The following is a 21,527-nucleotide window of genomic DNA, read 5'->3' as shown; positions in this document are numbered from 1 at the left end:
GGCCTCAACTCGCTCAGAAGCTCAAAGGCAGGTTCATGCCGAGCGTGAAATCAGGCGAGTCGCTGGTCAGGCCAACGCCCAGGGTCATGTTGACCGTGTATTGCGGCGCCGTGCGCACACCCAGGCCGATGTTGAACATGCCCGAGGTCTGCACGCTGGTGCGCGAGGTCTGGCCATCGGCAAACACCAGCTTGGACGGGAAGGACAAGGACTCCTGCAGGGACATGGTGGTCGACACGTCGTAGGACAGCGCATAGGCAAAGCCCCCACCCACCGTGACGCTGGGCCCAGGGTGCACGGCCACCAGGGTCACGCCATCGCGCTCCTGGTTGAGGTGGCGTGCTGGTGCGCTCAGGCCCAGGCTGGCCGAACCGAACAAGGCGATGGGGTCGATGATCTTGGAAGAGTTCACGCCCAGCGTCAGGCCTGCCGTGCCCGAGCCCGTGGCCAGGTTCTGGCCGTCGATGGTGCGGAAGGGGCTGCGGCCTGTCGGCAGGCGCAGCGAAGCACTGGTGGTGAAGCTGGCCGCATCACGGCGCATCTCGAAGGGCTGCCAGCGCACGCCGGCCTGCAGGTCACCAAAGCCATGAGACAGACCGGAAAAGGTGCTGGACTCGGAGTACTTGCTGACAATCGGCAAAGACACATTGCCCGTGAGGTTGTCGCGCAGGCCGTAGTCCACCGAAAAGGTATTGGTGATGGTGTGCGAACGCGTGTTCTCGATCTTGAACAGCGTCAGTGTGCTGTCGGTGAACTTGGCGTCGATCTGCTGCTGGCCCGTGTAGGCATAGCTCAGGTCATACGTGGCGGCCCACTTGCCCTTCTTGAGCAAGGAGTACTGCTTGTCGGAGGCCGTCAAGGTCTGCTTGAGCAAGGCGGCCTGGTCCACGTCGCCCTCCTGCTTGCCGAGCGCATCGCGGGCGGCATCTCCCGATGGCGCGGTCTTGTCCTCGGCCCACGTCAGCGAAGCCGACAGACACAAGGCGGCCAGGGCGGCGGCGCGCAAGCCGGAACGAACAAGGGCGGGGGTGATCGAGGGGTACAGCATGGTCAGAACTTGCGCAGATTGAAAACACCCATGCCCGACTGCACGGCATTGCGCAGCGCATCGGCATGGTCGGGAATGGAGAGCACGGTCCCTTTGCGAACCGAATCGTTGTCGATGACACCGAGCTCCCGGTCGCTCAAGGCGAGCTTGGTCAGGGGCTTGCCCATGGACTCGGGCAAGGTCAGCAGGAACAAGGTGCCCCTGTCCCACAACTTGGCAAACTGCTCGACCGAGAACACGATGTGGCCCGCCGACGGGTCGGCGATGAAGACGCGGCCATCACGGATGCCCCGGAACACCACGAAGTGCTTGAAGCCCGCGTATTCGATGGGCACGATGGCCGGCTGCGTGAGCGTCTCCAGATCGGACATCTCGGCGCGAAAGCCCGCGCCCTTGGCCCCGAGCGAAGCCACATAGCGCTTCATGTCGAGCAGCGAGAAGCCCCGGCGCTCGATGATCTTTTCCTTCTCGCCATGTTCGAGCATGCCCTCCATGGCCTGCTGCTCGGTCACCTTGATGCCCAGGTAGTTGTTGATGACCGTGACCAGCGCGGCCGAGCCGCAGCTGTAGTCATAGGCCTGGTGCACGATGTTCTCGAACTTGAACTCCGAGTAAGGCCTGATGGTCACGGGCTGAGGCGACACCCCACCGCCCACACTGACCATGGGCAGCTCGAACTCCCCCTTGGGATGCTCGTCTGGCGGGTGAATGGTCGTGCCCGCCGATCCTCCGATCGCGCTGGCGATGATTCCAAGCAGCATGGGCAACATGGGTGAGGCGTCCTGTTTCGTTCGGGCTGTCGTGGCGCGCTCACTGCGCCCACAGATACACATGGCCGCGCATGGCCGCGTGGCCATCGAGCAGCAGTTGCCCGTAGTTGCGGGTGATCGGTGCGGTGGGGTCGGTCTGCACGCCCAGCGCGCGGAAGCCGAACTTGCTCACGCCCACGAAAAAGGGCAGGCCCATGTCGATGTAGTCACCGCCATCGGGCCTGGTGCGCAGGTTGAGCGTCATCGCGTACATGTCGATGATCCCGCCCACATTGAGTGCCACGGCATACGTCGTCACGTTGTCGACCGTGAAGCCGGCCAGCAGGCGGCTGTTCATCACGGCACCATCAAGCAAGGCGGAGTTCATCTCCAGGTGCACGGCAAAACCGATGCCGTCCTGCCCGCTGACGCTGGCCATGGCCTGGTCGTCCAGGGGCTCCGGCGCGGCCAGCGCGGCAAGCGGCATGCACACCATCCACATCAGGGCGAGACAAAGCAGGCGAGCCAACATGATCAACATCCCCACACCTCAGCGAAACTTGACGTCCAGGTACTGGAGCTGGATGGTGTTGATGCGGCTGGACCCCAGGTTCAGGTTGCCGGTGACATCGCTCTTGAAGCTGATGTTGTCGATCAGCAGGCTGCCCACGGGCGCACCATTGGGGCTGGAACTCCAGTCGACGCCCAGGTGCAGGTAGGACTGCCCGTTCTCGGTGATGGCATTGAAGATGCCGGGTTGCGTGGTGACATCGGCCAGGGCCCAGGTGCCGCCATTGGCGCCAGCCAGATGGATGCCTGAAATGCTGAGCTGCTCGGCCACCGTATCGGGGTTGGCCACGCTGATGTCATCGGCCCCACGCGGGCGGATGATCAAGTTGCCGATGTCGACATGCAGCGCCAGACCAAAGACCACGCCCTGCACATTGGGGTCAGCTGGCGTGGTGATGCTCAGCCCACCGCCCTGGAAGACCAGGTCCTGCAGGATCAAGGTGCCTGCATTGAAGGCCGTGCCGTTGGCATTGACCCCGAAGTCGGCCGCGAACTGCCACTTCAGCAGGCTGTTGGTGTTGAGCGGGTTGCTCAACTCGATCACGTCGGCCATGCCTGGCCGGCCGTAGATGTTGAGCCGGTACGGATCGGAAAAGGTCGCGTCCAGATCGTCCGAGCGCGACAGGTACAGGTTGCCAAACCACAGACTGGGGTTGCCATCGTCCGGGCTGGTGTAAGTCAAGGTGAGCGGGCCACCCATGGCAAAGTCACGCAGGTTGAAGGCCAGGCCATCCTGCCCACTGACCTCTGACAGCGCCTCGTCCTCGAGTTCATGCAGTGCCTTCGGTGCTGCTGCACTGCTGCCATGAGCAGACGACGTGGCCAACAGGCACAGGCCCAGCGCGATGAGGAACAAGCGCGTGTTCATAGGCCCCACCTCACTTCTTGCCCACATTGGCCGGCACGGTGCCAGTGGTATTCAAGGCCGTCAGGCGGTCGCGCCAGTTCAGCCAGAAGCCCGCCATGGCCGTGTCCGTCGGCAGGCCGGTGGCCGCGTTCGTCGGGAAGTTGACGGCGCTCTTGAGCACGGAGATGAAGAAGTCGCGGCTGGCACCACTGGCATTACCCGCGGTCACGCCGCCGATCTGCGACAAGGCAACCTGGCAAGCGGCTGCATTGGCGCAGGTGGCGGCGCTGCCATCCCAGCGCTTGCCGCCCAAGGTGTCATTGCGTGAATCAACGGTGCCACTGCTGCCGGCATCGATCAGCAGCGAGCCACTCACGGCGTTCATCTGCAAGCCAATGTCGCCCTGGATGCCGCCAAAGCCCAGGCGCATGCCCACGACTTCGCGCGTCGACGAGTTGGCGACATTGCGGTAAACGAATTCGATATACGGGTCGGTCACGGCCACCGTGCGCTGGGCCAGCGTGCCATCGGTGCGCCCGAACTGCAGCTTGGCGATGTCGATGTCAGCGCCCGTGCCATTGCGGATCGCGCTGGTGTACTCGCCCAGGCGCACGCCACCCAGGTTGGCGTTGAGCTTGATGTCCGCATTCAAGGTGATGCGGGAAAAGTCGTACGTGCCGTCGCTGGTGTTGGTCAGCGAGAACAGCGCCTGGCCCCAGACGTCAGACAACTCTTCATCACCAATGGGCTTGCCCTGAGCATGTGCCAGTGGTGCGCCTGTCAGCGCCAGGCTCATGCACAGCAGTGGCATCAAGCGGGATGTCCTGTTCATGTTGGCTGCGGGTGGAAGAGGTCGTCAGGATCTGAAAAGGCTTTTCAGAAAATCAGGCTTCACAAACAAACCCGCCGTGGATGCCACGGCGGATTTGCTGTTCAACTCAAGCGGAGAGAGCGGGCCCGCTTGACGCGAGCCCATCGGCCATCAGCCGATCAGTGGGCCCACATCCAGATCTTGGTGCCTTGCATGTCGATGTTGTTGATGGCGAACGAGCCGAACGAGGCAGTGTGGCCGTCAGCATTGCTCGTGGCAGCGGCGTTGCCCATCGTGATCGAACCAACGGTGATGGTCGGAGCCAGCTTGCTGTTCAGGCCAGCGTTGGGGAAGGCGAACTGGACAACATCAGATTGACCGTCGTACACGCCCTGACCGAACGGGTTCGTGGCGCTTGCAGGAGCCAGCAGAGCCAGGTTGTAGTCCACATCGCTCAGGCCAGCGGCAGCTGCAGTGGCGTTCGAAGCAGAGCCAGCAACGGTCGACAGACCGTGCGAAGCCATGGCGGCGCCCACGGCACCCACGAACGACGTCTTGTTCAGGATGTCCACGGTCATCACGAACATGCCCTTGATGCCGATGTTGTTGAACGACACGGAACCACCGTTGTCGTCGGTGTCGGTGTACTTGAACGAGCCGATGTTGATGTTCAGGTCACCAGCGATCGACACGCCGTCCTGGCCGCTGACTTGGCTCAGGGCTGCGTCGTCGATGGACGACATGGCGGAAGCGGAAGCGGCCACGGCGGTCAGAGCCAGGGCGATGACGGAAAGCTTGAATGCTTGCATGAAAACTCCAGATATGTATGTATGAGATTTGCTTGGGCGTTTCAATGCCACACCAGTGATTGATCAGATCACCGATCTCTATTGCCTGACGTCCCTGTGCGATAGAGCGGCTCTTGTTTGAAACGCTGACGCATCATCGCGAAGCGCCTGCTTTTCACCTTGACCACTGAGGCCAAGCGCATGACCACACAGACCACCCGCATGCAGGGCGAGGAAACCCCTTAGGTACTAGTACGACACAGCACCACCCGCTTATTGCGTCACGCGCAATGAACTGGGTGAAAGACCAAACCAGCGCTTGCACGCACGGTAGAAATTGCTTGGGTCGGAGAAGCCCAGCTCGCAAGCCATCTCCGTCACACTCAGAAAGCCCCTGGCCAGCATGCGTTCCGCGCGCTCGCGCCTGACCGCATCCACCAGCTCGGCAAAGCTCGTCCCCTCTTCACTCAGGCGGCGCTGCAAGGTCCGCTCGCTGACGCACAGCATTTCAGCCACTTGCTCACGCCGCGGATCGCCCTTGTGCAGGATCCGCGTCAGCAACTGCCGGACCTTGCCCGTGAAGTGATCGCCCATGTCCTGCGCAGCCTGCTCGGTCATGCGCACGCACATATCGGCGATCGCCGGGTCGCTGGTGGGAATGGGCTGCTCGAAGTCGGCGATGTTGAACTCGCCCCTGAAGGAGCTGGCATTGAACACGATGGGGCAACCGTAAGCCTCGCGCCAGGGCTGCGCATCGGCCGGCTCCGGGAATGGCACATGCATCACGTTGGGCACCAGGCGCTTGCCTGTGATCCACTGCGCGCCAGCCAGGAACACCGAAGCCAGGAAGTCAAAGCGCTGCATGGGCACAGGCCGACGGCCACCCGAGATGGCAAACGACACGGCGTAGTGCTTGTCCTCGCGCACCACGTCCATGGCAAAAGTCGGCGAAACCAGGGCCGCAAAACGCGCCAGGCACTTGGCCGCCGCCAGCACGTTCGTGGACGACAGCAGCATGTGTGACACCACACCAAACGCTGCCAGCGGGTGCACCACCCTCGTCAGGCCAATGCTGGGGTCACCCGTCAAGGTCACCGCCAGCTCCCACATGGCCGAAAACAGGTCGGACAAGTGGTTCACATCCATTTCATCGGTCGAGCCAATGGGCACGCCACACTTGACCAGCAACTCGTCAGCGTCCAGGCCGCGCTGACGAAAGGCATCGCTCATGGTTCGGTACCACGCGATTTGCGACAAGGTGAATGCTTTGACGGCCATGACAAGACCCTTCAGGTTATGTGACTGCTACCCCGAAAGGTCTCGGATGGTTGCAGAGACAATGCAACATAAATACAGGGATAACCCGCATTTTTATGTTTCATTCAGACACTTTTTGAATTCAGATTTCGCTCGGTAAAAACAGCGTGATGGACATCACGTTTTTCGGACTCCGGAGACGAAACAACCCCCGAGGAACCAGTCCCCGGGGGTTGTCTGCATCGACCTGGTGCGCCCTGCCGGCGCCTTGTGGGCACCCGGTCAGGCGATCAGCATCAGCTCAGGATCAGTGGGCCCACATCCAGATCTTGGTGCCTTGCATGTCGATGTTGTTGATGGCGAACGAGCCGAACGAGGCAGTGTGGCCGTCAGCATTGCTCGTGGCAGCGGCGTTGCCCATCGTGATCGAACCAACGGTGATGGTCGGAGCCAGCTTGCTGTTCAGGCCAGCGTTGGGGAAGGCGAACTGGACAACATCAGATTGACCGTCGTACACGCCCTGACCGAACGGGTTCGTGGCGCTTGCAGGAGCCAGCAGAGCCAGGTTGTAGTCCACATCGCTCAGGCCAGCGGCAGCTGCAGTGGCGTTCGAAGCAGAGCCAGCAACGGTCGACAGACCGTGCGAAGCCATGGCGGCGCCCACGGCACCCACGAACGACGTCTTGTTCAGGATGTCCACGGTCATCACGAACATGCCCTTGATGCCGATGTTGTTGAACGACACGGAACCACCGTTGTCGTCGGTGTCGGTGTACTTGAACGAGCCGATGTTGATGTTCAGGTCACCAGCGATCGACACGCCGTCCTGGCCGCTGACTTGGCTCAGGGCTGCGTCGTCGATGGACGACATGGCGGAAGCGGAAGCGGCCACGGCGGTCAGAGCCAGGGCGATGACGGACAGTTTGAAAGCTTGCATGTAGAACTCCAGGTATGTGTGTATGTGATGTCTCGCGCCGGCCAGTTCATGCAACCGTTCGGGTGATCAATCCGTCAGGTTGGCCCGATGCGACGTCGGCATCGAAACCGCGACAAACTGGCTGCGGCGTGAACGAATCATCAGGCTTTGTTACAAGATGCAGACTGGCCCGACAAGCCAAGCGCATGACCCTTGAAACCACCCCAATGAAGGGCGAGGAAACCCCTTAAGTGGCACCCCTTAGGGGACCGTTCGCGACTTGGCTGAAGGCGACAAAAAAGGGGCCTCGGCCCCTTGAATTCACGTGGAAACCCGCTCATCGGGCTGCGTTCAGGTCGATCGCAACAGTCTTTTTCGGACCCACCAAAAAACAACGATCAGCAGAACCACGCATGCAGCCAGGGCCACGTAGCTGCTAACGCCGGGCGCACGCCAGGCTTCGGTCAGGCGGTCCATGAACAGGGAAATCATCACCGTGCCAGGCAGGAGCCCGAAAAAGGTCCCCAGCACGTAGTCGCGCAAGCGCACGCGCAAGGCCCCGGCCACCATGTTGACCATGATGAAGGGCGCCACCGGCATCACACGCACGGCCATCATGGTGAGCAGGCCGCGACGCTGCAGGTGGCGAGAAAGCAGCGCCAGCCGCCCCTTGGTCCAGCGGTCCATGGTCTGCGCGCCGGTGTAACGGCCAATGCCGTAGGTCACCGTGGCACCGGCCACCATCCCGAACAGCGCGTAGGCCATGCCTGGCCAGGGGGTGAACACCAGGGCACCCACCGTGATCAGCACGAGCACGGGCATGCCCAGCAGCACGGCTACGACATACCCTGCCATCACGGCCAGCGGCCCCAGTGGCGTGGCCAGCAATTGCCGCCCCTGTTCGCTGAGCGACTGGGGGTCCAGCCAGTGGCGCATATCGGGCTGCCGCCACAGCAGTGCCAGGCCAATCAGGACCGACACATACACGCCCAGCACCAACCAACGCCAGGCCAGCCCGGAGGCTGCAACAGGCTTGTCACTCACAACACGAACTCCGTCTCTCGTGGGGCGCCTGCCACCCCGTGCATGCCGCAGGCTGGCGCATCTTGAGGCAAGTTGCAGGCGAAATCAGCCCGTGCTTACCTTGGAGTTCGGTTGGATCCCCCGGGAGTCGGGGGGCGGCATGGGCTCAGGACACGCGCTGGCCCAGCAACCATCGGCCCACACGCACCGCCACAGCCTCGGCCGTCGCGGGCAGGCGCATCACTTCGGCCGAGCGGGGCAGGCCGCCACGGCGTGCCAGTTCGTGCTCGCCACTTTCGGTCAGGGCCAGGATGCGCATGTTGGCGATGGATTCGCAACGCTCCAGCGTGCGCAACATGGCCATGCCATCCATGCCGGGCAACTCCAGATTCGTGATCAGCAGGTCCGGCACCTTCTGCCCGATCTGCAGCAAGGCCAGGTAACCCGTCTCCGCAAAGCGCAGCTTGACGGCCGATCCATAGGGCGCCATGGCCTCGGCGCAACGCGTCTGCCAGTCCTGATCATCGGCCACCAGCAGCACGTCCATGGGCGCACCGGAACGACCCGGTTCAGTCGGGGCAGGTACAGGCGTGTCGTCCAGCAGCGGGCGCTCGTTTTGCCGGTTGAGTGCGCTGCGCGCCACCGGCTCCCCCCCCAGCCCTGTGCTCAAGGCCAGTGCTTCCACCGCGTTGTAGGGGATGCGGCGGTGCCCGCCAGGTGTGCGTGCGGCGGGCAGGATGTTGGCCTCCACCCAGAGCTGCACGGTGCGCAGCGAGACACCCAGGCGCACAGCGGCTTCACGGGTGGTCAACATGCGGGCGGCGGGGCCCAAAGGGATGACTTGAGACATCTCGCGCCTTTCAGGGACACAAACGGCGGTTGAAATGGGTTTGTTATCGGCAGCCATTTCATTTTTGCGAGTTCAAATCCGCTTCGGCACACGTTCTGGCGAACAAAGATCTGGCCCTCGTGAAGAAGTGACGCTTTCATCCCGCCCCCAGGATTGGGCACAATCGCGTCCCATGAGCAAAGCCTTTACCAAGGAATCAGAAAGCGACGACGACGATGACGTGTCCTTGCCGCCGCTGCCCGCCGGGGGCAAGAACTACATCACGCCGCAGGGCTACCAGCGCCTGCGCACGGAACTGCTCAACCTGATCGACATCGAGCGCCCCAAGATCGTGGAGATCGTGCACTGGGCCGCCTCCAACGGCGACCGCTCGGAGAACGGTGACTACATCTACGGCAAGAAGCGCCTGCGCGAAATCGACCGCCGCATCCGCTTCCTGACCAAGCGGCTGGACATCGCCGAAGTGGCCGACCCCAGCCTGCACCACGGCCATGACCAGGTGTTCTTCGGGGCCACCGTCACCTACGAGAACCTGCAGGGCGTGTCACGCACCATCACCATCAAGGGCATCGACGAGGTCGACAACCTGCAAGGTGAGGTCAGCTGGATTTCGCCCATTGCGCGCGCGCTGCTCAAGGCACGTGAAGGTGACGAGGTTCAGCTGATGACCCCAGGCGGCCTGGAGCGCCTGGAGATCATCAAGGTCAGCTACCCTGCCCCGCCCACCAGTCACTGACTGAAGCGCTCGGCCTTGAGCACCACGGGGCAGCGCTTGAGCGTGCGGATCACGTCAGCCAGGTGCTCGGCGTCGCGCACGGCCACCGTGAGCTTGAGCTCGGCGGTTTCGCCCAGACGCTCGTCACCCATCTCGATGTGGGTGATGTCCGTTTCGGCGCTGCTGATGGCCGACGCCACCTGAGCCAGCACGCCCTTGCCATTGGCCACCAGCACCTTGAGCACTGTCTCGAACAGGCGCGTGGGCTCATCCGACCAACTGACATCGATCCAGCGCTCGTGGTCGCGCTCGAACAGGCGCTTGCCCACACCACAAGACTGCGTGTGCACGACCAGGCCTTCGCCACGCCCCAGGTAGCCCGCGATCGGGTCTCCCGGTACCGGGCAACAGCACGGCGCCAGTTGCACGGTGGCCCCTTCGCTGCCGTCGATGATGACGGAGCCCTGTGCCGGTGTTTCATCCGAGAAGCGCCCCAGCGTCAGCGTCAGCGCATCGGGCTTGGCGCCAGACTCGGCCATCAGTTGGGCCAGGCGCTTGGCCACCATGGTCGCGATCTTGCGGCCCAGGCCGATGTCGGCCAGCAATTCGTCGCGGGTGCGGTTGCCCCCCCAGCGGATCAGGCTCTGCCACAGCAAGCCGGCATCGCCTTCGGTCGTCTCGTTGCCCGCGGGCATCGTGAGGCCTTCGGCACGCAGGGCCTGCATCAGCAGCTTCTCGCCGAGTTCCAGCGACTCCTCGGCCTCCATGTTCTTGAGGTAATGGCGGATCTTGGAGCGCGCCCGGCCCGTGCGCACGAAGTTCAACCAGCTCGGGTTGGGCTTGGCGCTGGCCGCCGTGATGATCTCGACCACATCGCCACTGCGCAGCTCGGTGCGCAAGGCCACCGGCTCGCCATTGACCTTGGCCGACACGCAGCGGTCGCCCACGCCCGAGTGGATGGCGTACGCGAAGTCCACCAGCGTGGCCCCCTTGGGCAGCGCCACGATGCGCGACTTGGGTGTCAACACATACACCGACTCGGGGAACAAGTCGATCTTGAGGTGCTCCAGGAACTCGGCCGAGTCCCGTGTTTCGTGCTGGATGTCGATGAGCGACTGCAGCCACACGGCGGCCTGCTGCGGCGAAGCGTCATCGGCCGAATCCTGCTCCTTGTACATCCAGTGCGCCGCGATGCCCTTCTCGGCCACGGCATGCATGGCCTGCGAGCGAATCTGGAACTCCACCGCCGTGCCCACCGGGTTCACCAGCGTCGTGTGCAGCGACTGGTAACCGTTGGCCTTGGGGATGGCGATGTAATCCTTGAAGCGCCCTGGCAGTGGCTTGTAGAGCTGGTGCAGCACGCCCAGAGCGCGGTAGCAGTCCAGCAGTTCACGCGCGACGATGCGAAAGCCGAAGATGTCGCTCACCTGGGCAAAGCTCAGGTGCTTCTCGATCATCTTGTTGTAGATCGAGAAGATGGTTTTCTCGCGGCCATACACCTCGACCTGCATGTCCGCATCCTCGAAGGCCTGCTCGACTTCCTTGCGGATGCGGTCCACCAGATCGCGGCGGTTGCCACGTGTCTTCTTGACGGCCTTGGACAGCACCGAATGCCGCCAGGGGTTGATGTACTGGAAAGACAGCTCCTGCAGCTCGCGGTAGGTCTGGTTCAGGCCCAGGCGGTGCGCGATGGGCACGTAAATGTCCAGCGTCTCGCGGGCGATGCGGGCACGCTTGTGCGCCACCATCGCGTCCATCGTGCGCATGTTGTGCAGGCGGTCGGCCAGTTTGATCAGGATGACGCGCACATCGCGCGCCATGGCCAGCAGCATCTTGCGGAAGGACTCGGCCTGGGACTCTTCCTTGGTCGAGAACTGCAGCTTGTCCAGCTTGGTCAGCCCGTCCACGATCTCGGCCGTGGGCGCCCCAAAACGCTCGATCAACTCGATCTTGGTGACGCCGCAGTCTTCCATGGCGTCGTGCATCAGCGCGGCCATGATGGCCTGGGCATCGAGCTTCCAGTCGGCACACAGGCCGGCCACGGCGATCGGGTGCGTGATGTAGGGCTCGCCGCTGGCACGGAACTGGCCCAGGTGCGCCTCGTCGGCGAAGCGATAGGCCTCACGGACGCGACGAATGTCCGCCTCGTCCAAGTAGTCGAGTTTGTGGGTCAGTGCAGCAAAGGAAGCCGCTGCAGCATCATTGGCCAAGGTCATGTGTTGACTGTAGCGTGATTGGGAAAGCCCCGGGGCCGTCTGAATCAATCTGGGAAATCAATCGCGAAATAGCAAAGGCCCGTTCGAGACGGGCCTTTTTCTGCAAGTTCGGGGCCGCCGTCAGTCAGCGGCGTGGGCCCGATTGGCGTGCATGACGATCAGGTCGGCACCTTGCGCAGCATTTCCAGGCCAACCTGGCCAGCGGCGATCTCTCGCAGCGCGGTCACGCCGGGCTTGTTGCGCGACTCGATCTTGGGCGTGTGGCCCTGGCTCAGCATGCGGGCACGGTAGGTTGCAGCGAGCACCAGCTGAAAGCGGTTCGGGATCTTTTGCAGGCAGTCTTCAACGGTGATGCGGGCCATGTGGGCGCTCCGGTAGGGTGTCTGAATCAGCCAGAAAGCCGGTCAGACCAGATTGAGGGCACGGAACACGGCAGACTTGTTCCGGCGCTGAGCTGCGTATTTTAACCGCTGCGAATGAACAATGGCCTTCAAATCGAACAAAGCCGACTCAAAAAGTGCATTCACGACGATGAAATCGAAGTTTTGAGCCTGGCCCACCTCGATGCGGGCATTGGCCATGCGCAATTCGATGGTCTCCGGGCTGTCCTCGCCGCGGCGGTTCAGGCGCTGCGACAGCTCTTCATAACTGGGCGGCAGGATGAAGATCAGGATGGCGTTGGGGAAGATCTTCTTGATCTGCAAGGCGCCCTGCCAGTCGATCTCCAGCACGACATCTTCGCCGCCCTTGATGCGGCTCTCGATGGCGTGGCGCGAGGTGCCGTAATGGTTGCCATGCACCTCGGCGTGCTCGAAAAAGTCCCCCCGCTCCACCATGGCCAGGAATTCTTCCTTGCTGGTGAAGTGGTATTCGCGGTCCTGCTGCTCCTGCCCGCGCGGCGCCCGCGTGGTGTGCGACACCGACACCTGCAGGCGCGAGTCCAGCTCCAGCAAGGCCTTCACCAGGCTGGATTTGCCGGTGCCGCTGGGCGCAGACACCACGAAGAGGTTGCCGGGGTAGTCCATGAGCTTGTCTCCGGAATTCGCTGGCGACGCGCCCGCGGACATGGGGGAGGTTTGGGGGTAGTTATCGGCCGTCATTCGATGTTCTGAACCTGTTCGCGCATCTGTTCGATCAAAACCTTCATTTCGACCGAAATCTGCGTCAGCTCCAGCGCCGCCGCCTTGGAGCCCAGCGTGTTGGCCTCGCGGTGCAGCTCCTGGATCAGGAAATCCAGGCGCTTGCCCACTTCACCACCTTTTTTCAGCAGGCGCCCGATCTCGTCCAGATGGGCCTTCAGGCGTTGCAACTCTTCGTCCACATCAATGCGCAGCGCATAGGCTGCCGCCTCATTGAGCGCACGCTCCTGGGCTGCCTCGGGCGTCACCGAGCCACCCACGGCCTGCAAGGCCTCCTGGTATTTCTGGACAAAACGTTCTTGCTGACGCTGCACGGCCAGCGGCACCAGGGGGGTCGCCTGCTCGGCCAGAGCCAGCAAGCCCTTGAGCTTGTCCTTGAGGATGCCGACCAGGCGAGCGCCTTCACGCTCACGCGCCTCCTTGAGCGCCTCCACACATTGGCGGGCAGCTTCCAGGGCCGCATCTTCCAGCTTGACCGATGGCGCCGCGGCACGGCACCAGTTCAGGATCTCGTTGACCGACAGCGGCGAAGCCTTGGGCAGCCAGTTCTGCACCGTGCCTTCCAGACGGGCCAGGGTGTGGAGCTGGTCGGGCTGGGGCGTGGGCCAACCGGCATCGGCCGCGCGCTGGGGCTGCAGGCGCAACTCGATCTTGCCGCGCTTGAACGAGGCCGTCAGCAGATCACGCAAAGCGGGTTCCAGCGCGCGGAACTCGTCAGCCAGCTTGAAGCTCAGATCCAGAAAGCGGCTGTTGACGGAGCGCAACTCGGCCCCCACGCCACCCGAGGCGCTCTTGCCACCGCCGGCGCGTGAAGCAGTAGGCGAATCCCCCTCATCGGTGTTTTCACTGACGTGGTCGGGAGCCGACGCAACCGCGCTGGCAAAGCCGGTCATAGAGTAGACTGACATGGTTACTTGACACCAGACAAAACTAGATTATGTCAAAGCCGAAACCTGCCCCGTTGCCTTCGGGCACCGTCGTGGGCGGCTACCAAGTCGTCAAGAAGCTCGCTGCCGGCGGTTTCGGGGTGGTTTACCTCTGTGAAGACCCCGACAAACGGCTCGTCGCGCTCAAGGAATACCTGCCCGCCTCCCTGGCAGAACGCGCCCCGGGCGAATTGATCCCGCGCGTCAAACCCGACAAGCAGCCGCTGTACCGCCTGGGCCTCAAAAGTTTTTTTGAAGAAGGCCGCTCGCTCGCGCAGATCGCCCACCCCAGTGTGGTGTCGGTGCTGAATTTCTTCCGCGAGAACGAAACCGTCTACATGGTGATGAACTACCTCCAGGGCGACACCCTGCAGGATTTCATCGTCACGGCGCGCGATCTCAAGCGCGACAAGGTCTTCCGCGAATCCACCATCCGTTCGTTGTTTGACGAGATCCTGCGCGGCTTGCGCATCGTGCACCAGCACAAGATGCTGCACCTGGACATCAAGCCCGCCAACATCTTCATCACCAACGACAACAAGGCCGTGCTGCTGGATTTCGGTGCTGCACGCGAAGTGCTGTCCAAAGAGGGCAACTTCATCCGCCCGATGTACACGCCCGGTTTTGCCGCGCCCGAGATGTACCGCCGCGACGGTTCCCTGGGCCCCTGGACGGACATCTACGCCATCGGTGCCTGCATCTACGCCTGCATGCAGGGCTACCCCCCCAACGATGCGCCCCAACGCCTGGAAAAAGACCGATTAGGGCTTTCTCTCTCAAGACTGCGCAACGTCTATTCGGATAACCTCATCGAAGTGACCGAGTGGTGCATGTCACTGGACCCGCTGGCCCGCCCGCAAAGCGTTTTTGCCTTGCAAAAAGAGCTGGCCCGTGAGACCGAAAGGCGCTACTCCAAGCTCACCTTTGCCGAGCGGGTCAAACTGCAACTTGAAAACCTCAAATCCGGGGCGAAGGCCTAAGGAAAGCATGGCGCTGGCATGAGATTCTCTGTCTACCAGATCAGCCGCAAAGGCGGCCGCGAGAAAAATGAAGACCGCATGGGCTATTGCTACACGCGGGATTCAGGCCTGTTTGCCCTGGCAGACGGCATGGGCGGCCACCCCGAAGGCGAGATGGCGTCCCAACTGGCCTTGCAGACCATGGCCGCGCTGTACCAGCGCGATGCGCGCCCCACCCTGGCAGACCCCATTCGATTCCTGCAGGACGCCGTCATGGCCGGGCACCACCAGTTGCTGCGCTACGCCAGCGAAAAAGGCCTGATGGACACGCCCCGCACGACCATCGTCGCGTGCATCCTGCAAGGCAATGCGGCCTACTGGGCGCACTGTGGCGATTCGCGCCTGTACTTCGTGCGCGGCGACAAGCTGATTGCCCGCACACGCGACCACTCCTACTCCGAACTGCAGCAGACGCTGTCCACCGTGGTGCCGCTCAACGAGCGCTACAACCGCAACGTGTTGTTCACCTGCCTGGGCAGCCCCGGCAAACCCGTGGTCGACACGGCCGGCCCGCTGATCATGCAGGAGGGCGACCGCATCATGCTGTGCTCCGACGGCATGTGGGGCACGGTGGAAGACGAAGAGATCACCCGCCACCTGTCCACCCGCACCATCTCGGATGCCGTGCCGGAACTGGTGGAAGTGGCCCTGCGCAATGGTGGCGCCAAGTGCGACAACGTGACCGTGCTGGCCATGGAATGGGAGTCCGCCTCCAACGACGATCAGCCCAATGTGCACACCGACAACCTGGGTGAAGAGGTGTTTGCCTCCACCATCCAGGCCAGCGTAGGCAGCACCGGCACCCCGGGCGACAATGTCGAGGCCGACGACCTGGACGAAGCCGAAATCGAACGCTCGATCCGAGAGATCAACGAAGCGATTCGCCGCTCTGCCAGCGCCGCCAAGAAAAGCTGACACGCCGCAGCCCTCCGCTTGATTGATCAACCGGCCGCTGTGGCCGGTTGGTTTTTTGTACTGTCCACTTTCATCTGAAGACCAGGAGCCCCCATGGCATACCAGCGCACCCAAGGCCGTGCCGCAGACGCACTGCGCCCCTTGAGCATCACCCGCGGCTACACCAAGCACGCCGAAGGCTCGGTCCTGATCTGCTTTGGTGACACCAAGGTGCTGTGCACCGCCTCGATCGAAGAAAAGGTGCCGCCGCACAAACGTGGCAGCGGCGAAGGCTGGGTCACCGCCGAATACGGCATGCTGCCCCGCGCCACCCATTCCCGCAGCGACCGCGAGGCCGCACGCGGCAAACAGACCGGCCGCACCCAAGAGATCCAGCGCCTGATCGGCCGCAGCCTGCGCGCCGTGTTCGACCTGGCCAAACTGGGCGAGCGCTCCATCATCATCGACTGCGACGTGATCCAGGCCGATGGCGGCACCCGCACCGCGGCCATCACCGGCGCCTATGTCGCAGCCGTTGACGCCGTCACCGGCCTGATCGCCAAAGGCAAGCTCACCGCCAGCCCCATCCTGCACCCCGTGGCCGCCATCAGCGTGGGCATCGTGGAAGGCACGCCCCTGCTGGACCTGGAATACACCGAGGACTCCGCCTGCGACACCGACATGAACGTGGTCATGACCGGTGCGGGACACTTCGTGGAAGTGCAAGGCACGGCCGAGGGCGTGGCCTTCACCCGCCAGGAAATGGACCAGTTGCTGGCCCTGGCCGACAAGGGCGTGCGCGAGCTGATCACGGCCCAGGCCGCCGCGCTGGCCCAACCCCTGCCCACAGCCTGACCCCACCCTGCCCCCTGAGCGCACCATGAGCAAGCAACTGATCCTCGCCTCCAACAACGCCAAGAAGCTGCGTGAGCTGCAGGCGCTGATCAGCCCGCTGGGCGTTGAACTGGTCACGCAAGGCTCGCTGGGCATCCCCGAGGCCGAAGAGCCGCACATCACCTTTGTCGAGAACGCACTGGCCAAGGCCCGTCATGCGGCGCGCATCGGCCAGGGCCCGGCCATCGCCGACGATTCCGGCCTGTGTGTGGCTGCACTCGGCGGCGCACCGGGCGTGCGCTCGGCCCGTTATGCCGTGGACGCTGGCCGCATCGCCGAAGGCCTGCCTCGCGAAACCATCGACGCCGCCAACAACGCCTGGCTGCTCGATCAGATGCGTGGCCAGGCGCAACGCCGTGCCCACTTCACCTGCCTGCTGGTGGCTGTGCGCCATGCCGATGACCCGGAGCCGCTGATCGCCGAAGGCCACTGGGAGGGCGAGCTGCTGGAGGCCGGCCAGGGTGAGCATGGCTTTGGTTATGACCCGCTGCTGTGGCTGCCCGCCTACCAACAAAGCGCGGCCCAGCTGGCGCCCGAGATCAAGAACGGCGTCAGCCACCGCGCCAAGGCCTGCCAGCGCATGCTGCACATGATCGAGGCGCAATGGGGCCTGGCCGGGCTGAACCACCTGGATGCCGACGCGCGCTGGCCCTGGCAGCGCTGAGCTGCGCCGCCCCCTCCCCACCCGACGACGACGCACACCCCATGATCACGCTGCAACGCCCCGGCGCCCTGCAAGCCTTGCCGCCCCTGTCGCTGTACGTGCACCTGCCCTGGTGCCTCAAGAAGTGCCCCTACTGCGACTTCAACTCACATGACCTGGCCCCCAAGACGCCTGCGGCGTCGCCCCCCCAAGGGGGAGCGTCCGGCTTGGGGCGGCCCGGCGCCGGACACCTCGACACGCAAAAAGAGACCGCGTACCTCGACGCCCTGTGTGCCGACCTCGAATCCGCCCTGCCGCAGATCTGGGGCCGCCGCGTGCACACCATCTTCATCGGTGGTGGCACGCCCAGCCTGTTCTCGCCCGACAGCATCGACCGCCTGCTGGCCGACATCCGCGCGCGCCTGCCGCTGGAGCCGCAATGCGAGATCACCATGGAGGCCAACCCGGGCACCTTCGAGAAGGACCGCTTCAAGGCCTTCCGCCAGGCTGGCGTCAACCGCCTGTCCATCGGCGTGCAAAGCTTTGATGACGCCAAGCTCAAGGCCCTGGGTCGCGTGCACGACCGCACGCAGGCCATCGCCGCCATCGAAGAAGCCCAGCAGCATTTCGAGACCTTCAACCTCGACCTGATGTACGCCCTGCCCGGCCAGAGCCCGGCCGATCTGGATGCCGACATCAGCCAGGCCCTGGCCTTCGAGCCGCCGCACCTGTCGCTCTACCACCTCACGCTCGAACCCAACACCGTCTTCGCCACGCAGCCGCCCAAAGGCCTGCCCGACGACGACACGGCCTTCGACATGCTGGACCACCTCATCGACCGCACCACCGGTGCCGGCCTGCAGCGCTACGAGGTGTCCGCTTATGCGCGCCCCGGCCACCAGTGCCAGCACAACCTGAACTACTGGCAGTTCGGTGACTACCTCGGCATCGGCGCCGGCGCGCACAGCAAGATCAGCTTCCCGGACCGCATCGTGCGCCAGGTGCGCTGGCGCGAGCCCGCCACCTACATGGACAAGGCGCGCCAGGGCCTGGCCTGCTCCAACGAAACCGAGGTGGACCTGTCTTCTCGCGCCTTCGAGTTCATGATGAACGCCCTGCGCCTGAAAGATGGCTTCGAGCTGCTGCGCTTCACCGAGCGCACCGGCCTGACCCTGGCCAGCATCCAGCAGCCATTGGCCCAGGCCGAAGCGCAAGGCCTGCTGCAGCGTGACCTCGCCCGCGCCTGGCCCACGGCCAAGGGCTTTGATTTCCTCAGCGATCTGCAAGCCCTGTTCCTGAAGGATTGAGGGCCTGCCCGTCGCCACCTACAATCCGGCGACATTCCCGCTTCAGTCTCAGTCGAACAGCAGCATGACCCCAGCCCTGCTCAGCGACAGCACCGTGGCCTTCATCCAGCGGGAGGTGGCCATCGATGTTGCCTCGTGCTCATCGGATCTGCGCCCCAGCGCCTGCCGGGGATTTGCCTGCCGTGTCTCCCCAGACCGGCAGCGCCTGACCATTTTTGTGCGCCGCGGTGAAGCCGGCCAACTGTTGCAGGACGTTCTCGGCCAGGACGTCATCGCCGTGGTGTTTTGCCTGCCCGCCACCGAAACCGCCATCCAGATCAAGGGGCGTCAGGTCAGCCTGAGTGCCGCCAGCACCAGTGACATAGCTTGCGTCGAGGCGTACCGGAACGCCTTTGTGGATGGCATTGTGCGGCTGGGGCACCGGCGAGAGTTCGGGCTGTCCTCCATGGCGTTCGAGGCCGGGCAGCTTGTGGCACTGAGCTTCACACCAGAACTGGTGTTCGAACAGACACCCGGCCCCATGGCCGGCAATCGCCTTGGGGGCAACCAGCCATGAGCGCCGTGTGCATCGCCCATCTGCGCAACTGCTTTGAGGGCGCCATTCCCAGCGCACTGTCCACCTGCTCGCCCGATGGCTCACCCAATATCGCTTACCTCTCGCAGGTGCAATATGTGGACCAGTGTCACGTGGCCACCACGTTCCAGTTCTTCAACAAGACACGCCAGAACATTCTGGCCAACCCCTACGCCCTTCTGAAGGTGGTTGATCCTTACACTGGCCACAGCTACAAGCTGCACGTGCGCTACCTGCGAACGGAGACCAGCGGCCCCTTGTTCGAGAGCATGAAGGCCAAGCTGGCCGGCATCGCCTCGCACACCGGCATGACCGAGGTGTTCAAGCTGAGGGGCTCTGACATCTACGAGGTTGAAAAGTTCGAGATCGTGGTGAGCACCTTGCCCGGCCTCGTGGCGACCGTTCAAGACAGCCTGCCCAAACTCCGCCACATGAGCGCCATGCTCAATGCCAGCCGCGATCTGAACGAGCTGCTCGACAACACCCTCACCGCGCTGCAAACGGTTTGCGGCATCGGCCACATGATGATCCTCAAGCTCGACGAGTGCGGCGAGCGTCTGTTCACCGTGGCCAGCCGGGGCTATGACCAGTCCGGCGTGGGCTCGGAGATCCCCATGGGGCACGGCGTGATCGGCGTGGCCGCGCGCGAACGCACGCCCATCCGCATCTCGCACATGACCAGCGAGTACATCTACGGCAAGGCCGTGCGTGACAGCGCCGAGGCGTTGGGCCTGCACCACCAGCTCGAAACGGCCATCCCCATGCCCGGCCTGCCCGAATGCCGCAGCCAGATGGCGGTGCCCATCACCGCTGGTGCCACGCTGTATGGCGTGCTGTATGTCGAAAGCCATGAAGACTTGCGCTTCAGCTACGACGACGAAGACATGCTGCAGATCGTGGCGCAGCAGTTCGGCTGGATGGCGCGGAGCATGGCATGCGCCGACCCCATGGACCAGCCCGATGAAGCACTGACGCCAGCTGTCGCATCACCTGCACGCCCTGCCGAGCCCGCCATGTCCGTCGCCCCCCTTGCGTCCGCATCCATCGATGGGCGACCGGTGCTGGTTCGGTACTTCAAGGCCGACCACAGCATCTTCCTCGACGAGGACTACCTGATCAAGGGCGTGGCCGGCGCCATCTTCTGGAAGCTGGTGCAGGTCAGGCAACAGGAAGGCCGAGACCAGTTCACCAACCGTGAGCTGAGGCTGGCACCCGACCTGTCCCTGCCCGACATCGCCGACAACCTCGAAGCGCGTCTGGTGCTGTTGCAACGCCGTCTGGCCGAGCGGACCAGTTGCGTGCGCATGCACAAGACAGGCCGAGGCCGGTTTCAGCTGCAGGTGTCTCGCCCGCTCAAGCTGCAGCTGGCTGACTGACCCATGCCATGACGGCCGAGACGATCTGATCCGCCTGAGGCAGAAAGGCCTGCTCCAATACATGGCTGGCCGGCGTGGGCACATCTGCACTGGTGATGCGACGAACCGGGGCCTTGAGCGCGCCAAAGGCCCGCTCGGCGACCTGAGCGGCCACTTCCGCGCCCACCCCGCACAGGGGCCCCGCCTCGTGAACCACCACCATGTGCCCGGTGCGCTGCACGGACTGCAACACCGTCTCCATGTCCAGGGGCTTGAGGGTGCGCAAGTCGATCACCTCGGCCGACAGCCCTCGCTCGGCCAGAACCTCGGCCGCCGCCATGCACGTGTGGACAGTCTTGGCGTAGGACACGAGGGTCACATCCCGCCCGGCACGCATCACCTTGGCCTGCCCCAGTGGCACCAGCATGTCGTCAGGTTCGGCGACTTCTCCGGCCTGATGCAGCAACGTCATGTCATTGAGGAATACAACAGGGTTGTCGTCCCGGATGGCACTCTTGAGCAGCCCTTTGAAATCGGCCGCGGTCGAGGGCATCACCACCTTCAGCCCCGGGCTGTGTACGAACCAGGCTTCCAGGTTATGGGTGTGCTGCGCGCCCACACCCCAGCCCGCGCCCGTATTGGCCAGCACCACCAGCGGAAAGGAAAACTGCCCGCCGGACATGTAGCGCAACTTGCCCGCGCTGTTGACCAGCGCATCCATCGCATAGGTCAGAAAAGGCGCATACAGCATGTCCACCACGGGGCGAAGCCCACTGGCCGCTGCCCCCACGGCGCAGCCCGCCATGATGGCCTCCGCCAGCGGCGTATTGCGCACGCGGTCGGCGCCGAACGCCATCACCAGATCAGGATGCAAGGTGGCCACCCCTTCGCCCATCAACATGACGCGATCGTCTCGGGTCATTTCCTCATGCAAGGCGCTGAGCAGTGCAGCCTTTGCGGTCATGGTTGTCGTCATGCTTCCTCCT

At 63.6% G+C, this 21,527-nt stretch carries 23 protein-coding genes; 8 read left to right on the top strand and 15 right to left on the bottom strand.

What is annotated here, in order from left to right; translation table 11 throughout:
* Positions 1–13: 13 nt before the first annotated feature.
* The 10 genes from JY96_RS16530 to JY96_RS16485 form a co-directional block, all read right to left on the bottom strand.
* The gene (locus JY96_RS16530) at positions 14–1,048 is read right to left on the bottom strand and encodes a hypothetical protein (RefSeq protein WP_052162640.1); all 1,035 of its coding nucleotides are present in this window, start codon (positions 1,046–1,048) and stop codon (positions 14–16) included.
* Positions 1,049–1,050: 2 nt separating this feature from the next.
* Positions 1,051–1,818 carry a C39 family peptidase gene (locus JY96_RS16525; protein WP_035039154.1) on the bottom strand — a complete coding sequence of 256 codons (768 nt, stop codon included), beginning with the start codon at positions 1,816–1,818 and terminating at the stop codon, positions 1,051–1,053.
* 40 nt (positions 1,819–1,858) lie between these two features.
* Positions 1,859–2,338 (bottom strand): DUF6160 family protein, encoded by a 480-nt coding sequence (locus tag JY96_RS16520; protein WP_052162639.1) that lies wholly within the window; start codon positions 2,336–2,338, stop codon positions 1,859–1,861.
* 9 nt (positions 2,339–2,347) lie between these two features.
* On the bottom strand, positions 2,348–3,235 hold the full coding sequence (locus JY96_RS16515; protein WP_052162638.1) for a hypothetical protein: 888 nt from the start codon (positions 3,233–3,235) through the stop codon (positions 2,348–2,350).
* A gap of 10 nt (positions 3,236–3,245) precedes the next feature.
* On the bottom strand, positions 3,246–4,046 hold the full coding sequence (locus JY96_RS16510) for a hypothetical protein (protein ID WP_035039152.1): 801 nt from the start codon (positions 4,044–4,046) through the stop codon (positions 3,246–3,248).
* A gap of 158 nt (positions 4,047–4,204) precedes the next feature.
* Positions 4,205–4,834 (bottom strand): DUF6160 family protein, encoded by a 630-nt coding sequence (locus JY96_RS16505; RefSeq protein WP_035039150.1) that lies wholly within the window; start codon positions 4,832–4,834, stop codon positions 4,205–4,207.
* A gap of 252 nt (positions 4,835–5,086) precedes the next feature.
* Entirely contained in the window at positions 5,087–6,091 is a 1,005-nt protein-coding gene (locus JY96_RS16500) for an AraC family transcriptional regulator (protein WP_052162637.1), read from the bottom strand.
* A gap of 286 nt (positions 6,092–6,377) precedes the next feature.
* Positions 6,378–7,007, bottom strand: coding sequence for a DUF6160 family protein (locus JY96_RS16495; protein ID WP_035039150.1), 630 nt, complete (start codon positions 7,005–7,007; stop codon positions 6,378–6,380).
* A gap of 330 nt (positions 7,008–7,337) precedes the next feature.
* Complete coding sequence (locus JY96_RS16490) at positions 7,338–8,030, bottom strand: TVP38/TMEM64 family protein (protein ID WP_035039148.1); 693 nt, start codon at positions 8,028–8,030, stop codon at positions 7,338–7,340.
* 145 nt (positions 8,031–8,175) lie between these two features.
* Positions 8,176–8,859, bottom strand: a complete 684-nt coding sequence (locus JY96_RS16485) for an excisionase family DNA-binding protein (RefSeq protein ID WP_035039145.1) — start codon at positions 8,857–8,859, stop codon at positions 8,176–8,178.
* Positions 8,860–9,031: 172 nt separating this feature from the next.
* Between JY96_RS16485 and greB the strand changes: the two genes are divergently transcribed.
* Entirely contained in the window at positions 9,032–9,595 is a 564-nt protein-coding gene (gene greB, locus JY96_RS16480; RefSeq protein ID WP_035039143.1) for a transcription elongation factor GreB, read from the top strand.
* On the opposite strand, the gene JY96_RS16475 is transcribed toward greB, so the two are convergent.
* The 4 genes from JY96_RS16475 to JY96_RS16460 form a co-directional block, all read right to left on the bottom strand.
* Complete coding sequence (locus JY96_RS16475) at positions 9,589–11,790, bottom strand: bifunctional (p)ppGpp synthetase/guanosine-3',5'-bis(diphosphate) 3'-pyrophosphohydrolase (RefSeq protein WP_035039141.1); 2,202 nt, start codon at positions 11,788–11,790, stop codon at positions 9,589–9,591. The genes greB and JY96_RS16475 overlap by 7 nt on opposite strands.
* 158 nt (positions 11,791–11,948) lie before the next feature.
* Positions 11,949–12,152, bottom strand: a complete 204-nt coding sequence (gene rpoZ, locus JY96_RS16470; protein ID WP_035039139.1) for a DNA-directed RNA polymerase subunit omega — start codon at positions 12,150–12,152, stop codon at positions 11,949–11,951.
* 42 nt (positions 12,153–12,194) lie between these two features.
* On the bottom strand, positions 12,195–12,815 hold the full coding sequence (gene gmk, locus JY96_RS16465) for a guanylate kinase (RefSeq protein WP_035043309.1): 621 nt from the start codon (positions 12,813–12,815) through the stop codon (positions 12,195–12,197).
* 71 nt (positions 12,816–12,886) lie between these two features.
* Positions 12,887–13,837, bottom strand: coding sequence for a YicC/YloC family endoribonuclease (locus JY96_RS16460; RefSeq protein WP_035039136.1), 951 nt, complete (start codon positions 13,835–13,837; stop codon positions 12,887–12,889).
* 29 nt (positions 13,838–13,866) lie between these two features.
* On the opposite strand from JY96_RS16460, the gene JY96_RS16455 reads away from it, so the two are divergent.
* The 7 genes from JY96_RS16455 to JY96_RS16425 all read left to right on the top strand — a co-directional run bounded on the left by JY96_RS16455 (position 13,867) and on the right by JY96_RS16425 (position 20,562).
* On the top strand, positions 13,867–14,835 hold the full coding sequence (locus JY96_RS16455; RefSeq protein ID WP_035039133.1) for a serine/threonine-protein kinase: 969 nt from the start codon (positions 13,867–13,869) through the stop codon (positions 14,833–14,835).
* Positions 14,836–14,853: 18 nt separating this feature from the next.
* Positions 14,854–15,789: a PP2C family serine/threonine-protein phosphatase gene (locus tag JY96_RS16450; protein ID WP_035039131.1), complete on the top strand. Its 936-nt coding sequence runs from the start codon at positions 14,854–14,856 to the stop codon at positions 15,787–15,789.
* A 93-nt stretch (positions 15,790–15,882) separates the two neighbouring features.
* Complete coding sequence (rph, locus tag JY96_RS16445; protein ID WP_035039128.1) at positions 15,883–16,623, top strand: ribonuclease PH; 741 nt, start codon at positions 15,883–15,885, stop codon at positions 16,621–16,623.
* Positions 16,624–16,648: 25 nt separating this feature from the next.
* Positions 16,649–17,326 carry an RdgB/HAM1 family non-canonical purine NTP pyrophosphatase gene (gene rdgB / locus JY96_RS16440; RefSeq protein WP_052162636.1) on the top strand — a complete coding sequence of 226 codons (678 nt, stop codon included), beginning with the start codon at positions 16,649–16,651 and terminating at the stop codon, positions 17,324–17,326.
* Positions 17,327–17,367: 41 nt separating this feature from the next.
* Positions 17,368–18,612 (top strand): radical SAM family heme chaperone HemW, encoded by a 1,245-nt coding sequence (hemW, locus tag JY96_RS16435; RefSeq protein WP_035039125.1) that lies wholly within the window; start codon positions 17,368–17,370, stop codon positions 18,610–18,612.
* A 64-nt stretch (positions 18,613–18,676) separates the two neighbouring features.
* Positions 18,677–19,168 (top strand): hypothetical protein, encoded by a 492-nt coding sequence (locus tag JY96_RS16430; RefSeq protein WP_035039122.1) that lies wholly within the window; start codon positions 18,677–18,679, stop codon positions 19,166–19,168.
* The gene (locus JY96_RS16425; protein ID WP_035039120.1) at positions 19,165–20,562 is read left to right on the top strand and encodes a GAF domain-containing protein; all 1,398 of its coding nucleotides are present in this window, start codon (positions 19,165–19,167) and stop codon (positions 20,560–20,562) included. The genes JY96_RS16430 and JY96_RS16425 overlap by 4 nt, the downstream gene beginning before the upstream one ends.
* Here the strand turns inward: JY96_RS16425 and JY96_RS16420 are convergent.
* Positions 20,540–21,517 carry an alpha-ketoacid dehydrogenase subunit beta gene (locus JY96_RS16420; protein WP_035039117.1) on the bottom strand — a complete coding sequence of 326 codons (978 nt, stop codon included), beginning with the start codon at positions 21,515–21,517 and terminating at the stop codon, positions 20,540–20,542. The genes JY96_RS16425 and JY96_RS16420 overlap by 23 nt on opposite strands.
* Between the last annotated feature and the right edge of the window lie 10 nt (positions 21,518–21,527).

It is taken from the genome of Aquabacterium sp. NJ1 (assembly GCF_000768065.1).
GTDB lineage: Bacteria > Pseudomonadota > Gammaproteobacteria > Burkholderiales > Burkholderiaceae_C > Aquabacterium.
This window is presented reverse-complemented; position numbering and strand designations above follow the sequence as displayed.

What these genes read in the sequence shown, in the direction of transcription:
- JY96_RS16500 (WP_052162637.1), bottom strand. Translation starts at nt 6,091, where the DNA reads ATGGCCGTCAAAGCATTCACCTTGTCGCAAATCGCGTGGTACCGAACC.
- hemW (WP_035039125.1), top strand. Translation starts at nt 17,368, where the DNA reads ATGATCACGCTGCAACGCCCCGGCGCCCTGCAAGCCTTGCCGCCCCTG.
- rph (WP_035039128.1), top strand. Translation starts at nt 15,883, where the DNA reads ATGGCATACCAGCGCACCCAAGGCCGTGCCGCAGACGCACTGCGCCCC.
- rpoZ (WP_035039139.1), bottom strand. Translation starts at nt 12,152, where the DNA reads ATGGCCCGCATCACCGTTGAAGACTGCCTGCAAAAGATCCCGAACCGC.
- JY96_RS16460 (WP_035039136.1), bottom strand. Translation starts at nt 13,837, where the DNA reads ATGTCAGTCTACTCTATGACCGGCTTTGCCAGCGCGGTTGCGTCGGCT.
- JY96_RS16515 (WP_052162638.1), bottom strand. Translation starts at nt 3,235, where the DNA reads ATGAACACGCGCTTGTTCCTCATCGCGCTGGGCCTGTGCCTGTTGGCC.
- JY96_RS16520 (WP_052162639.1), bottom strand. Translation starts at nt 2,338, where the DNA reads ATGTTGATCATGTTGGCTCGCCTGCTTTGTCTCGCCCTGATGTGGATG.
- JY96_RS16525 (WP_035039154.1), bottom strand. Translation starts at nt 1,818, where the DNA reads ATGTTGCCCATGCTGCTTGGAATCATCGCCAGCGCGATCGGAGGATCG.
- JY96_RS16510 (WP_035039152.1), bottom strand. Translation starts at nt 4,046, where the DNA reads ATGAACAGGACATCCCGCTTGATGCCACTGCTGTGCATGAGCCTGGCG.
- rdgB (WP_052162636.1), top strand. Translation starts at nt 16,649, where the DNA reads ATGAGCAAGCAACTGATCCTCGCCTCCAACAACGCCAAGAAGCTGCGT.
- JY96_RS16485 (WP_035039145.1), bottom strand. Translation starts at nt 8,859, where the DNA reads ATGTCTCAAGTCATCCCTTTGGGCCCCGCCGCCCGCATGTTGACCACC.
- JY96_RS16475 (WP_035039141.1), bottom strand. Translation starts at nt 11,790, where the DNA reads ATGACCTTGGCCAATGATGCTGCAGCGGCTTCCTTTGCTGCACTGACC.
- JY96_RS16495 (WP_035039150.1), bottom strand. Translation starts at nt 7,007, where the DNA reads ATGCAAGCTTTCAAACTGTCCGTCATCGCCCTGGCTCTGACCGCCGTG.
- greB (WP_035039143.1), top strand. Translation starts at nt 9,032, where the DNA reads ATGAGCAAAGCCTTTACCAAGGAATCAGAAAGCGACGACGACGATGAC.
- JY96_RS16420 (WP_035039117.1), bottom strand. Translation starts at nt 21,517, where the DNA reads ATGACGACAACCATGACCGCAAAGGCTGCACTGCTCAGCGCCTTGCAT.
- JY96_RS16530 (WP_052162640.1), bottom strand. Translation starts at nt 1,048, where the DNA reads ATGCTGTACCCCTCGATCACCCCCGCCCTTGTTCGTTCCGGCTTGCGC.
- gmk (WP_035043309.1), bottom strand. Translation starts at nt 12,815, where the DNA reads ATGGACTACCCCGGCAACCTCTTCGTGGTGTCTGCGCCCAGCGGCACC.
- JY96_RS16430 (WP_035039122.1), top strand. Translation starts at nt 18,677, where the DNA reads ATGACCCCAGCCCTGCTCAGCGACAGCACCGTGGCCTTCATCCAGCGG.
- JY96_RS16505 (WP_035039150.1), bottom strand. Translation starts at nt 4,834, where the DNA reads ATGCAAGCATTCAAGCTTTCCGTCATCGCCCTGGCTCTGACCGCCGTG.
- JY96_RS16455 (WP_035039133.1), top strand. Translation starts at nt 13,867, where the DNA reads ATGTCAAAGCCGAAACCTGCCCCGTTGCCTTCGGGCACCGTCGTGGGC.
- JY96_RS16425 (WP_035039120.1), top strand. Translation starts at nt 19,165, where the DNA reads ATGAGCGCCGTGTGCATCGCCCATCTGCGCAACTGCTTTGAGGGCGCC.
- JY96_RS16450 (WP_035039131.1), top strand. Translation starts at nt 14,854, where the DNA reads ATGAGATTCTCTGTCTACCAGATCAGCCGCAAAGGCGGCCGCGAGAAA.